11 protein-coding genes are annotated in these 12421 nt (G+C 66.9%); 1 reads left to right on the forward strand and 10 read right to left on the reverse strand.

The features are described 5' to 3' along the window. Nucleotides 1-24: 24 nt before the first annotated feature. Genes ACTG4X_RS18480 through ACTG4X_RS18490 form a run of 3 tightly spaced genes read right to left on the reverse strand, consistent with a single transcriptional unit; the run spans nt 25 to nt 4041 of the window. Nucleotides 25-1074 carry a LacI family DNA-binding transcriptional regulator gene (locus ACTG4X_RS18480; protein WP_440531588.1) on the reverse strand — a complete coding sequence of 350 codons (1050 nt, stop codon included), beginning with the start codon at nt 1072-1074 and terminating at the stop codon, nt 25-27. Nucleotides 1075-1119: 45 nt separating this feature from the next. Beyond that, nucleotides 1120-2991: a TRAP transporter large permease gene (locus ACTG4X_RS18485; protein WP_371127542.1), complete on the reverse strand. Its 1872-nt coding sequence runs from the start codon at nt 2989-2991 to the stop codon at nt 1120-1122. A gap of 15 nt (nt 2992-3006) precedes the next feature. Next, on the reverse strand, nt 3007-4041 hold the full coding sequence (locus ACTG4X_RS18490; protein ID WP_093056834.1) for a TRAP transporter substrate-binding protein: 1035 nt from the start codon (nt 4039-4041) through the stop codon (nt 3007-3009). Nucleotides 4042-4206: 165 nt separating this feature from the next. Here ACTG4X_RS18490 and ACTG4X_RS18495 point away from each other — a divergent pair, with 165 nt between their 5' ends. Beyond that, nucleotides 4207-4728, forward strand: coding sequence for an HD domain-containing protein (locus tag ACTG4X_RS18495; RefSeq protein WP_093074117.1), 522 nt, complete (start codon nt 4207-4209; stop codon nt 4726-4728). A 33-nt stretch (nt 4729-4761) separates the two neighbouring features. Here the strand turns inward: ACTG4X_RS18495 and ACTG4X_RS18500 are convergent, their stop codons facing one another. The 7 genes from ACTG4X_RS18500 to ACTG4X_RS18530 form a co-directional block, all read right to left on the reverse strand. Beyond that, complete coding sequence (locus ACTG4X_RS18500; protein WP_440531589.1) at nt 4762-5511, reverse strand: hypothetical protein; 750 nt, start codon at nt 5509-5511, stop codon at nt 4762-4764. 91 nt (nt 5512-5602) lie between these two features. Next, nucleotides 5603-7087, reverse strand: coding sequence for a flavin-containing monooxygenase (locus tag ACTG4X_RS18505; RefSeq protein ID WP_440531590.1), 1485 nt, complete (start codon nt 7085-7087; stop codon nt 5603-5605). Between the two features lie 12 nt (nt 7088-7099). Then, nucleotides 7100-8704 (reverse strand): MFS transporter, encoded by a 1605-nt coding sequence (locus ACTG4X_RS18510; protein ID WP_440531591.1) that lies wholly within the window; start codon nt 8702-8704, stop codon nt 7100-7102. Between the two features lie 57 nt (nt 8705-8761). Next, complete coding sequence (locus ACTG4X_RS18515) at nt 8762-9397, reverse strand: PqiC family protein (RefSeq protein WP_440531592.1); 636 nt, start codon at nt 9395-9397, stop codon at nt 8762-8764. Continuing rightward, complete coding sequence (locus ACTG4X_RS18520) at nt 9394-11043, reverse strand: PqiB family protein (RefSeq protein WP_093056840.1); 1650 nt, start codon at nt 11041-11043, stop codon at nt 9394-9396. The genes ACTG4X_RS18515 and ACTG4X_RS18520 overlap by 4 nt, the downstream gene beginning before the upstream one ends. Further along, nucleotides 11040-11762, reverse strand: coding sequence for a paraquat-inducible protein A (locus ACTG4X_RS18525; RefSeq protein ID WP_093056841.1), 723 nt, complete (start codon nt 11760-11762; stop codon nt 11040-11042). The genes ACTG4X_RS18520 and ACTG4X_RS18525 overlap by 4 nt, the downstream gene beginning before the upstream one ends. Next, nucleotides 11759-12403: a paraquat-inducible protein A gene (locus tag ACTG4X_RS18530; RefSeq protein ID WP_093074103.1), complete on the reverse strand. Its 645-nt coding sequence runs from the start codon at nt 12401-12403 to the stop codon at nt 11759-11761. The genes ACTG4X_RS18525 and ACTG4X_RS18530 overlap by 4 nt, the downstream gene beginning before the upstream one ends. Nucleotides 12404-12421 lie beyond the last annotated feature (18 nt).

Below are 12421 nucleotides of genomic sequence, written 5' to 3' on the forward strand. Positions count from 1 at the left end.
CTTCTGCTCAGGGGAAGAAAAAGACTAGCCGCGCGGCGGCGCTACCGATTCGCGCGCCACCAGCGTGGGCGCGAAAACGAACTCCTGCGTCGAGATCGATGGGTCCGACAGCCGGCTCATCACCCGCTCGACCATCACCTGCGCCATCTCGGGCACCGGCACGCGCACCGAGGTCATCGCGGGGTGCATCAGCGTCGAGAGAAACACGTTGTCGATGCCGATGACCGATACGTCCTGCGGCACCTCCAGGCCCGCATCGCGAAAACCCGCCATCAGGCCGAAGGCCAGCAGGTCGTTCACGCCGATCACGCCGGTCGGGCGATTCTTCGACTTCGCGATGAGCCCGGCCTGCATGCGGCCGAGTTCGCTCATCATCGAATCGCCGTATTCGTCGACCGGCATGCCTTCGATGACCTGCGCGCTGCCCTCGAGGCCCGCGCTCTTCGCGGCAGCCAGGAAGCCGTTGATCTTCTCGCTGCGGCTCATGGTGCGGCCCGACGGGGTGACGAAAGCCAGCCGGCGATGCCCCTGATCGATCAGGTGCTGCGTGGCGATGCGCGACGACTCGAAGCTGTCGACCGTCACGTGGTCGATCACCGAGGCCCCACCCGATGCGGCGGGCGTGGCGCGCCGGTCGTAGCTCACCACCACCAGCCCACGCTCGGCGGCGGCCTCCACGTGCTGCTCGTCGACCAGCGACGAGATGATGATCACGCCACGCACGCCATGCGCCATCAGGTCCTCGAAGAAATGCGCTTCCTTGGCGGCGTCGCGGTAGGTGTTGCCGATCATGATGCGAAAGCCGTAGCGCTCCTGCGCCAGCGTTTCCACCTCGCGGGCGATGAAACCGTACATCGGGTTCGCCATCGACGGCACCAGCAGGCCGATCAGCGGCGTGTACCCCGTCTTGAGCTGCCGCGCCGAGGTGTTGGGCCGGTACTTGAGCTCGCGGATGGCGGTTTCGACGCGCGCCAGCGTCTCCTTGGCCATGCGGTCGCTGCGCCCGTTCAACACGTTCGACACGGTGCTGGTCGACACCCCCGCCCGCTGGGCGACATCGCTGATTCTGCTCACGGCATCCTTCCTGTTGTCTCTGGTCTTTGTCTTGTTGCGGTCCGTTCACATCCCCATGCGCAGCGGCAGCCACGTGGAGAAGGCCGGCACCAACACCAGCACCACGAGGGTAACGAACAAGACGGCCAGGTATTTCATCATCGGCCGCGCCACGTCCTTCACCTGCGTGCCGGTGATCGCGCAGGTGGCGAACAGGCCCAGCCCGACCGGCGGCGCGAACAGCCCGAAACCCATGGCAATGACCATCACCGTGCCGAAGTGCAGCGGGTTCACGCCCAGCTGCGAGGCAATGGGCGTGAGCAGCGGCCCGAAGATGATGAGTGCCGGCGCGCCTTCGAGGATGGCGCCGAACACGATCATGATGAGCACCGACAGCATCACGAACATCGTGCTGCCGTACGAGTGCGCAAAGCCGATCATGAATTCCGACAGGTACTGCGGAATCTGCTGGATCGTGAGCGCGAACGACAAGCTCGACGCCGCCGCCACAATGAACAGGATGCCGCCCGCCATCGACGCCGAGCGCACGAACAGCCGCGCCACCGACTTCACCGTGAGCTCGCGAAAAGCCAGCCAGCCCACCACCAGCGCATAGACCACCGCGAACGAAGACACCTCGGTCGAGGTCGCGATGCCCGAGGTCACGCCCTTGCCGATCATCGCCACCATGACCAGCGCCACCAGCGCGCCGCCCAGCAGGCGGAACATGGGCGTGCGCACGTCGAAGGCCTCGTCGGGGTTGATCTTCGTGCCCACGTAGATGGTCACCGCCGCCAGCGACACCGCCAGCACCACGGCCGGAATCAGCCCCGCCATGAACAGCCCGGCAATCGAGATGTTGGCCACGAAGCCCATGATGATCATGTTGATGCACGGCGGAATGGTCTCGGCCATCACCGCTGTGCACGCCAGCAGGCCGGCGGTTTCGTTCGGGTCCTGCTTCGTCCTGCGCACGGCCGGCATGATGATGCCGCCCACCGCCGCGATGTCCGCCAGCTTGGAGCCCGATACGCCCGAGAAGAACGCAGTGGCCGTGATGGTGATGAGCCCCAGCCCGCCGCGCAGCCGCCCGAACATGCGCAGCAGCAGCTCGATGAGCCGCGACGACATGCCGTTGGCCTCCATCAGCAGTCCGGCCAGCACGAAGAACGGAATGGCCAGCAGCACATAGTGGTCGGTGCCCGCCATCACCTGCTGCGAATACACCAGCATGGGCAGCGACGGATCGGCCATGAAGAACACCAGCGACGACAGCGCGAGCACGAAGGCAATCGGCATGCCCAGCGCCATGCCGCCAAGAAAGCCCGCCACGAGCAGCGCCCAGGGCGGAATGGCGTGCTCGCTCATCAGCGTGTTCCAGCCCACCACCGCCGCCGTCAGCGCCAGCCCCACGCCCAGCGTGGACCACACCATGCGCGAAGGCCCGTTCACCGCATTGGCAAGCCCGAACAGCGTCATGAAAAGGCTGCCGATGGCCACCGGGTACACGTAGATCCACTGCGGCAGGCCGATGGAGGTCGTCATGTTGTACGAATCGAGCAGCAGCTCGCACGACGAGGCGAAGAGGCTCGCCGACACGCCCACGATGATCCAGCTGCCGAACTGGATCAGCGCCGGCTGCCAGCGCGCCGGCAGCATGCCGCGAAACAGGTCCACGCCCACGTGCTGGCTCCGCGCCAGCACCGTGGCCGCGCCGAAGAACACCTGGATCACCATCAGCGCGCGCGCCACCTCCTCCGCCCAGTCGAAGGGGTCGTGCAGGAAGTAGCGGAAGACGACCGAGACGAAGACGACCACCACGTCGATGGCCAGCACCGCGCCGGCCACGTACTCGGTCATGCGCATCAGCCAGGCCAGCCAGCGGCCCGCGGCGTGGCTGGCATCGAAGCCAAGCGCGGGTTGCAACGGAAGCGACATGCTCGACATGGCGCTTCAGGCCCGGGCGCCGTTGATGGCGGCAAACAGCGGCCCGGTCTCCGGGTACTGCTTGGCGAAGCCGGCCCAGAGCTTCGTTTCCATTTCCTTGCGGACCTGGTCGCGCTCGTTCTTTGCCATGGGCGTGAAGGTGATGCCGAGCTTCTTCAGCTCTTCCATCACCTGCTGCGTGCGCTCGTTGCCGATCTGGCGCTGCTGCAGCGTGGAGTCGGCCGCGGCCTTCAGGAAGGCCGGGCGCAGCGTCGCGGGTACGCGGTCCATCGCGCGCTTGCCGGCCACGCAGACCATCGGGCTGAACAGGTGCTCGGTCATCCAGCAGTGCTTGACCACCTCGTTGAGCTTGTTTGCCAGCACCGTGCCCGCGTCGTGCTCGAAGCCGTCGACCACGCCGGTCTGCGCCGCCATGTAGAGCTCGCCGAAGGAAATGGGCGTGGGGATCGCGCCCATGATCTTGAAGGTCTCGATGAAGGCCGGCGTGGGCAGCACCCGCAGCTTCACGTTCTTGATGTCGGCCAGCCCCTTCACCGGCTGCTTGGTGTAGACGTTGCGCGCGCCGTAGTGCGCACCCCAGGTGATGATCTGGCAGCCCGTGCTCTTGACCAGCATGTCGTTGAGCTTCGGCCCCACGCCCGCCTCCACGGCGCGCGCCACGTGCTCGTAGCTGTCGAACAGGTAGCCCAGGTCGAGCATGCCCAGCTGCGGCGTTACCGTGGCCCATATCGAAGAGCCCGTGAGCATCATGTCGATGGAGCCCACCTTCACCTGCTGCACCACGTCGCTTTCCTTGCCCAGCTGGTTGTTCGGAAAGTAGTCGATGCGGATCTGCTCGCCCACCGCCTTCTTCAGGTTGGCCTGCATCAGCTGCACCCACGCGAAGTGCGACGAATTGAGGTCAGCCACGTGGGACGACGACAGCCGCAGCGCCACGGTTTTTTCCTGCGCGAAGGCGTGCTGCGAGAAACCCGCCGTCGCCGCGGCAAGCGACAAGGCGGACGATGACTGGACGAACCGGCGGCGTGAAAGCGAGGTCATTTTCTTGTCTCCTGGAGGGTTGTCGGGTCGTGCGCCCGTTTTGGTGGAACGATTTACTGTATCGATACACAAGAATGCCGGCAACGCTCTCCCGATAGGTGTTTTCCTCCGTAAACGAGGTAAAGACCGCCGCAAAGGCAGAATGGAAAAACCACAGGACGCCGCATGACCACCATCACTTCATCGACACCCGACGCCGCCCGCGCCTATGCCGTCGAAATGCATGGCGACCAGAAGTACGGCCCGCATCCGTACGTGCACCACCTGGACGCCGTGGTCGCCCTGCTCAGGCCTTACGGCGACAAGGCGCGCGTCATCGGCTACCTGCACGACGTGGTCGAGGACACCGAGGCCACGGTGGCCGATGTGCGATCACGCTTCGGCGAACTGGTGGCCGCCTGCGTCGCGCTGCTGACCGACGCACCCGGCGCCAACCGCAAGGAGCGCAAGGCCAAGACCTATGCGGCACTGGCGAAGGTAACGGGCGACGAAGAACTGGCGCTGGTGGTGAAGGCAGCCGACAGGCTGGCCAATGTGCGGGCATGCGTGGCGGACGGACATCGCACGCTCTGGGACACGTACCACGGCGAGCATCCGACCTTCAGGGCCGCCGCGTTCAGGGCGGGGCAATGCGATCCGCTGTGGACGGAGCTCGACAGCCTGCTCTCTCCTGCGCACGCGCCCTAGCCGGGCTTGCACCAGACTCGCGCGGCATGCTCATCAGGCGCCGCAATCGCTGCCCAGGTCCGTCTTGCTGCGCGACAGCGGTCGGATGGCATTGCTCCCAGTGGTCAAGGGCTCGACCACCTCTCGGCGGAACGCTTTCAGCGCCCTCGGCGTGTCGGGGCCCGTGCGCGAGGCCTCGATGGCAACGCGCCCTCCCGGCAGGCGCCATTCCTCGACCCTGAGATTCCCTCGCCGCTTGAGCCCGAGTCGTGTCGTTGTGCTTTCGCAAGCCGCGAAGCGGGCTTGCAGTGCCTCGGGAATCGGCGGCGGCGCGCTCGTCGATTGCACGGTGCAACTGCGCGAAAACGCGCGCACCGGATCTGCCGCGCCGGTGAACGACACGTCGATTTCGTCTTTCGTCTCGTCCTTCGGCCCAACCAGCGGACCCGCCGGGCACTGGGCGCCTGCAAAGCTGGGCACCGAAGGCAGCGGCGAGTTGCTGCGCAGCTTGTAGGTCAGCTCGTGACGCGCCTTGCTCGTGCGCTCCCGCTCGCGAAGGATGGCCCTTGCGCCGACAACGTCCGTGGGCGCCTTCACCTCGCTGGCGTAGCGCACCCTGAAGAGGTCCGTTTCGATGTCGTTGTCGCCCGGCGCCAACCGAGCGAGTGCCTCTGCCGCGGTCTTGGGGCCGCCCTGAGATGGATCCCAGCGAATCGCATACTCCGCCTGCGTTGCTGCCGCGCCCGATGCAAAGACTCCGATGCCGCACGCCAGGACCATGACCCATCCGGTTCGTTGCTTCATGACGGTTCCCTCTCCTTGGTGTGTTTCATTCTAGAAAGCAGGTTTTTTCGCCGCATCCCCTGGAAAGAGGATTGCTTGCGCACGCAATCTTCTAGGCGCGGCGAGGGTTCGAGAACTCCATCACCCCATCGTCCACCGCCCCAAAGCGCAGGCTGACGAGGTCGCGCGCGTAGTTCTGATACACCCGCCACGGCGCGCGCGAACCCTGCTTCGGGAACCTGCCCACCGCGCGCTGCACGTAGCCCGACGAGAAATCGAGCCAGGGCTCGGGTGCCAGCGTGGGGTCAGCGTTGCGCGGCGTGCATTGGGTGCAGCCGTGCTTCTCCATGTGATTGAGCAGCCGGCAGACATACGCGCAGGTCAGGTCGCTCTTGAGCGTCCACGATGCGTTCGTGTAGCCGAACGACGAGGCCAGGTTGGGCACGTCGCTGAACATCATTCCCTTGTAGTTGAAGGTCGCGGCCGGGTCCACGCGATGGCCGTCCACGTCGAGCTGCACGCCGCCGAGCACCTGCAGTTCGAGGCCGGTGGCTGTGACGACAACGTCGGCCTCCAGTTCAGCGCCCGACTTCAGCCGGATGCCGCGCGGCGTGAAGGTGTCGATCAGATCCGTGACCATCGAGGCGCGCCCTGCGTTGAGGGCCGCGAACAGGTCGCCGTCGGGCACGAGGCAGATGCGCTGATCCCACGGGTTGTAGCGCGGCGTGAAGTGCGTGGCGATGTCGTAGTCCGTGCCGAGAGCCTGCCGCACGCCGCCGAGGATCATCCGCTTCGCGCGCTCCGGCTTGCGCCGCGCGAGGCTGAAGAAATACATGGCCAGCAGCACGTTCTTCCAGCGTGTGAGGCCATAGGCCAGCTTGTCCGGCAGAAAGCGCCGCAGCCCGTGCGCGATGGGGTCCTGTGCCGGTCGCGCGACGACGTAGGTAGGCGAGCGCTGCAGCAGCACGACATGCGCGGCCGTCTTTGCCAAGGCCGGCACCAGCGTCATCGCGGTTGCGCCGCTGCCGATCACGACCACCCGCTTGCCGCTGCAGTCGAGGTCTTCGGGCCAGTGCTGCGGATGGACGACGCGGCCCGTGTAGTCGCCGATGCCCGCAAACTCGGGCGTGTAGCCGGCTTCGTACCTGTAGTAGCCGCTGCACAGGAAGAGAAAGTTGCAGCGCACCCGTAGCGGAAGGCGCTCGGGGCCATGCTCGACATCGACACTCCAGCACGCATCGGCCGTCGACCAGGAGGCGCGCATCACGCGATGGTTGAGGCGGACCTTTCGGTCGATGCCATGCTGCGCCGCCGTCTCGCGCAGGTAGTTCAGGATCGTGGGCCCATCGGCAATGGACTTCGCGCTCGCCCACGGCCGGAACGAATAGCCCAGCGTGTACATGTCGGAATCCGAACGCACGCCCGGATAGCGAAACAGGTCCCACGTGCCGCCGCTGCGCTCCCGCCCTTCGAGGATGGCGTAGCTTCGACTCGGGCAGTTCGCCTGCAGGTGGTAGCCGGCGCCAATGCCCGAGAGGCCGGCGCCGACGATCAGGACATCGACGTGCTGCACCTGCTGTCGCTCTTCTTCCTGCATCGACTTGTCTCCTTAGCTCTTGCTGTCCGAACCTCCTGCGGCGGGAGTGCCCCGGATCATCAGCCACGCGCTCACCGCACTCAGCACGGCCAGCCCGGCGCTCAACAGCATCACCCAGCGAAAGCCTGCGACGAAAGATTCGGCCACGGCCCGCTTGACGGCTGCCGCCGTGGCGGCATCCACGCCCGGCGGCAGCGCCGCGCCGGCCAGCTTGCTGCGCTCGCCTTCCAGAAAAGCCGACACCTGCGCCGAGGCGCCCATCTCGCGCAGGTTGTTCGCCAGCGCCGCGTCGAAGGCCCAGGCCATGATCGCGCCGAACACGGCAATCGCCAACACCGCCGCCGCGCGCGACACGGCGTTGTTCACGCCAGAGGCCACGCCCGCCAGGTCGGGCCCGACCGCATTCATGACCGTGGTCGTCAGCGGCGCCACCGTCACCGTCATGCCGAAGCCCAGCACCACCACGGCCGGCAGAAAGCCGCTCCAGTAACTCGCCCCCACGCCCGGCAGCGCGAACAGCGCAAAGCCCACCGCCGCAATCGAGGGCCCGATGACCAGCGGCATGCGCGGCCCGAAACGGTCGACCAGCTGCCCGGCCCAGCCCGAGAGCGCGAACATGATGAAGATGAACGGCAGCAGCGCCGCCCCCGCCACGGTGGCCGAGTAGCCCTGCACCTGGATCAGGTTGAGCGGAAAGAAATAGAGCCCGCCGCCCAGTGCCGCATAGAGCAGCAGCGTCAGCAGATTGGCTCCGCTGAAGTTGCCAATGCGCAGCAGCCCCAGCGGCAGCATCGGCGTTCGCACCTTGCGCTCGACTGCGATGAAACCCGCGCTGCCCAGCACGCCGATGACCAGCGCCGCGAGTACGGCCGGCGAACCCCAGCCCTGCGTCGGCGCCTCGATGAAGGCATAGACGATGCCGCCGAGACCGGCCGTCGCCAGCATCGCGCCCCACACGTCGAGCCCGCCGCTGGCCGATGCGCCTCGGCTCTCAGGCACGTGGCGCCAGACGATCCACAGAACCAGCAGTGCCATCGGCACGTTGATGAGAAAAGCCCAGGTCCACGAGAAGTGATCGACCAGGAAGCCGCCCAGCACCGGCCCCACGGCCGCGGTGATGCCGCTGAAGCCCGACCACGTGCCGATGGCCTTGCCACGCTCTTTCTCGGGAAAGGCCGCGCTGATGAGCGCGAGGCTGCCCGGCACCAGCAGCGCACCGCCGATGCCCTGCACCGCGCGCGCCGCAATGAGCTGCTGCACGTTGGCCGCAAGCCCGCAGGCCACCGAAGACAAGGCGAAGATGCCGACGCCGATCGCGAAGATGCGCCGCCGGCCATAGTGATCGCCCAGCGCGCCGCCTACGAGCAGCAGCGCCGCCAGCAGCAAGGCGTAAGACTCGACCACCCATTGCGCCTGGAAGGCCGTGGCGAGCAGGTCGGCCTGGATGGCCGGTAGTGCCACGTTGACCACCGTGCCGTCGATGAAGGCCATGCTCGAACCCACGACGGCCGCGGCCAGCACCCATGGCTTGGAGGCCTCGGGACAGGCCCCCTCTTCCGCACGGGCGCCATGCAGGATCAGCGTGTGGTCGCTGGGCACCTTGCCGATCTGTGCCATGGGGGTCTCCTTCTTATGGGATTCCGTCTTGCTCCTTCCCCACCGGGGGAAGATTGATCAGGTCGTCGTGCAGGCGGTAGCGGCGGGATTCGCACGCGCCGCACTCACGCTGCGCGCCATCGCCGCGGCGGCCGCCGAGGTCACGCGCTGCGCCCCTTGCGCCACCGCGTCCATCCCGCTGCCCACGGCCTCGCCGAGGTTCAGCTGGCACACCACCGTGCGCGCCTCGTCCGAGCGCCGCAGCGTCCAGTTGAAGCTCGCATCGACACGCCCGCCATCGACCGCGTCGAACTGCTGCAGCTGCACCGCGATGCGCCACACCGGCTGCGAGCTCTGCCGGCCGCCCTTGGTCACGTCGAGCGCACCCAGCCGCCCGGCAATGCCGCTGGCCAGCGCATCGCGCAACTCGTTCTCGAATGACGCCGCCCAGCGGTGCTGCTCCAGCACCTCGACCTGCACGCTGCCGTTGGGCTGGCGCACCACCATCTGCGGCCGCGCGAAGCGCTCGGGCACGGCCACGGGCGCGAGCTCGATGTACAGCGGCGCGGCACTGCCGAGCGTCGAAGGTGCTGCTTCGGCGGCGGCCACCGGGCTCGCCAGCGTGTAGTAGTTGTCGGGCTTGCTCGCGCAGCCTGCTGCAAGCACGGCCAGCGTTGCCGCCGCCACGAATGCGAGGTGGTGGTTCTTCTTCATTTCTTGTCGTCCGGTTTGCCGCGCAGCAGCGACTCGGGGTGGCGTTCGAGGTAGTCGGTCAGCACGCGCACTGAGCCCGCGGCGCGCGTCAGCTCCTGCAGCGTCTGGCGCATGTCCTGCTGCAGCGGCGAATCGTCGGCCAGCGTTCGCTCGGCACTGTTCACGGTCTTGCGCACGTCCTTCATGGCCGCGGCCAGCTCGGGGGTGACGTCGCTGTTGATGCGGGTCACCGTCTGCTCGGTGGCCGTCAGCGTCTTGTTGAGCGTGGCGAGCGTGGTGCGCAGGTCGCCTGCAATCTGCTCGTACGGCACCTTGTTGAGCTTGGTCGCGATTTCCTGCACCTGCGACTGGATCTCGTCGAGGCTGTTGGCCACTGTGGGCAGCTCGATCGGGCTCTTGTTCAGGTCGATCTTTGCCGGCGGCGCCTTCGGGAAGAAGTCGAGCGCCACATACACCTGGCCGGTCAGCAGGTTGCCGTTGCGCAACTGGGCGCGCAGGCCCTTCTCGGCCAGGAAGCGCAGCCGCTCCTGCTGCGTGGCACGAGATTCAACGCCGCTTTCGCCGGCTCGGCGGCGCAGGCGATCGGGGTAGACCTGCACCAGCACCGGCATGCGGAACTCGCGCTCGGCGCGGTCGAACTCGACGCCGATCGACTTGACCTCGCCGATCACCACGCCGCGGAAGTCCACCGGAGCGCCCGGTGTGAGGCCGCGCAGCGACTGGTTGAAGTACATCAGCAAGGTTTGCGAAGGCCCGTCGGGCTCCTTCATGGCGGCAGCTTCGTCCTGTGCCAGCGTGAAGGCAGCGTTCTCCTTGGCGACCGGGCCCATCGCGTCGTCGGGTGCCTGGAAGGCGATGCCGCCGAGCAGGATGGTTGCCAGCGACTGCGTGCGCAGCGTGAAGCCGCTGGCGCTCAACTGCGCGTCGATGCCGCTGGCCTGCCAGAAGCGCGTGTTCATGCCCACGAACTTGTCGTAGGGCGAATTGACGAAGACGCGCATGGTCACGCCGCGCCCGTCGCCGTCGAGTTCGTAGGCGGCCACCTGCCCGACCTTGACGCGCCGGAAGTACACCGGCGAGCCAACGTCGAGCGAGCCCACGTCGTTGGCGCGCAGCAGGAACTGCTTGCCGGAGTCGTCGCGCGTGACGATGGGCGGGGTTTCGAGCCCGGTGAACTCGCCCGCGGTGTCCTTCGACACGCCCGCGTCGGCGCCGATGTAGGCGCCCGACAGCAAGGTGTTGAGGCCCGAGATGCCCGATGTGTCGAGCCGTGGCCGAACCACCCAGAAGCGCGAGTCCGAGGCGGTGAAGCTCTCGGCCTCCTTGTTGAACTGCACCAGCACGCGCACGTGCGAGCGGTCGCGCGCCAGCCGAAGATGGGTGACGAGGCCGATCTGCACGTCCTTGTACTTGACGGCGGTCTTGCCTGCCTCCAGGCCTTCGGCGGTCTTGAAGGTCAGCACCACTTCAGGGCCGCGCTCCAGCAGGATGCGGGCCACGAGCGTGATGCCGACCAGCGCTGCCACGATGGGAATCAGCCAGATCAGCGAGGGCAGCCATTCGCGCCGGCGCACCACGCGCGGCTTTGGCAGCGGGGGCTGTGCGGACGGCGCCGGTTTGTCCTGGGGTTGGTCTTCTTCACTCATGCTGGTTTCTCGTCCCTGTTTTCATGTCCCTGCGCAACTTCGTTCTCCTGCAGGGTGGCCTGCGCCTCCCTGCTGTCCCACGTGAGCTTCGGGTCGAAGCTCAGCGAAGCCAGCATGGTCAGCACCACCACCGACCCGAAGGCCGCGATGCCCACGCCCGCGGTGATGACCGCGAAGCCCTGGATCTGCACCAGCCCGGTCAGCAGCGACACCACGAACACGTCGAGCATCGACCAGCGGCCGATCACTTCGATGATGTGATACAGCTTGGCCCGCTCCCGCCGGCGCCAGGTGCTGCCGCGCTGCGCCAGCACCACGAGCAAGAAAAGCACCGCCAGCTTGAACAGCGGCACCAGAAAGCTCGCAATGAAGACGATGGCCGCCAGCCCGTAGGCGCCCGACACCCAGAAATAGATCACCCCGCTCAGGATGGTGTCGTACTGCGCGCCGAACAGCGTGCGCGTGATCATCACCGGCAGCAGGTTGGCCGGTATATACATCATGCAGGCCGCTATGAGGAAGGCCCATGTGCGGTTCAGGCTCTGCCGCTTGCGGGTGTGCAGGTGCGTGCCACAGCGGCCGCAGGCGTCGCCTTCCTCGGCGTCTTTCCAGACGGCGGCGCAATGCGGGCAGGCCATGAGGCCGAGCGAGGCGGCGGTGGGAACCGGCGCGTCTTCGTCGTGATGCTCGTGCCGCTCGAGGAAGGCAGGCAGCTTCATGCCGAAGCCCCGTCTTCTTCAGTCTTGGGTTCGTCCTTCGGGCGGAAGGTCATTTCCCAGAACGCGCCCGGGTTGAACGACAGCACAGCCGTCAGCATGACCGTCAGCGCCATGAAGGCCCACAGCGCCGGCCCCGGCACCACGCTTGCCATGCTCGACAGCTTGACGATGGCCACCAGCACCCCGAGCAGGAACACTTCGATCATTCCCCAGGGCCGCAGCGACTGCATGGCCCGCACCAGCAGTGCGAAGCCCACGGGCCGGTGCTCGCGGCTCAGCGGAATCAGCAGGTACGCGAGGATGCACAGCTGCAGAAAGGGAAAAAGAATGGTCGTGGCCAGCACCAGCAGCGCCACCACCGACATGCCCTCGGCGCTGAGCGCTATCACCGCGCCGGCCAGCGTGGTCTGGCTGCGCAGGCCCTGGAGCTCGATCTCGACGATGGGAAACAGGTTCGCAATGGCGAACATGATCAGGCAGGCCACCGTCAGCGGAAGGATGCGGCGCTCCTGCTGGCCGGGGTGCCGGCCGAGCTCTGTGCCGCAGCGCGGGCAGTGCGCCACGTCGCGGGGATGCAGGGGCGCACGGCTGTAGACCGCATCGCAACCCGGGCAGACCACCGTATCAGGTACTTCCTTCATAGGTGAGTACCCTAACTC

The organism is Variovorax sp. YR566 (genome assembly GCF_051992195.1).
Classification (GTDB): domain Bacteria; phylum Pseudomonadota; class Gammaproteobacteria; order Burkholderiales; family Burkholderiaceae_C; genus Variovorax.

Coding starts and splice junctions, on each gene's coding strand:
- ACTG4X_RS18485 (WP_371127542.1), bottom strand. CDS start 2,991: ATGTCGCTTCCGTTGCAACCCGCGCTTGGCTTCGATGCCAGCCACGCC.
- ACTG4X_RS18490 (WP_093056834.1), bottom strand. CDS start 4,041: ATGACCTCGCTTTCACGCCGCCGGTTCGTCCAGTCATCGTCCGCCTTG.
- ACTG4X_RS18495 (WP_093074117.1), top strand. CDS start 4,207: ATGACCACCATCACTTCATCGACACCCGACGCCGCCCGCGCCTATGCC.
- ACTG4X_RS18500 (WP_440531589.1), bottom strand. CDS start 5,511: ATGAAGCAACGAACCGGATGGGTCATGGTCCTGGCGTGCGGCATCGGA.
- ACTG4X_RS18505 (WP_440531590.1), bottom strand. CDS start 7,087: ATGCAGGAAGAAGAGCGACAGCAGGTGCAGCACGTCGATGTCCTGATC.
- ACTG4X_RS18510 (WP_440531591.1), bottom strand. CDS start 8,704: ATGGCACAGATCGGCAAGGTGCCCAGCGACCACACGCTGATCCTGCAT.
- ACTG4X_RS18515 (WP_440531592.1), bottom strand. CDS start 9,397: ATGAAGAAGAACCACCACCTCGCATTCGTGGCGGCGGCAACGCTGGCC.
- ACTG4X_RS18520 (WP_093056840.1), bottom strand. CDS start 11,043: ATGAGTGAAGAAGACCAACCCCAGGACAAACCGGCGCCGTCCGCACAG.
- ACTG4X_RS18525 (WP_093056841.1), bottom strand. CDS start 11,762: ATGAAGCTGCCTGCCTTCCTCGAGCGGCACGAGCATCACGACGAAGAC.
- ACTG4X_RS18530 (WP_093074103.1), bottom strand. CDS start 12,403: ATGAAGGAAGTACCTGATACGGTGGTCTGCCCGGGTTGCGATGCGGTC.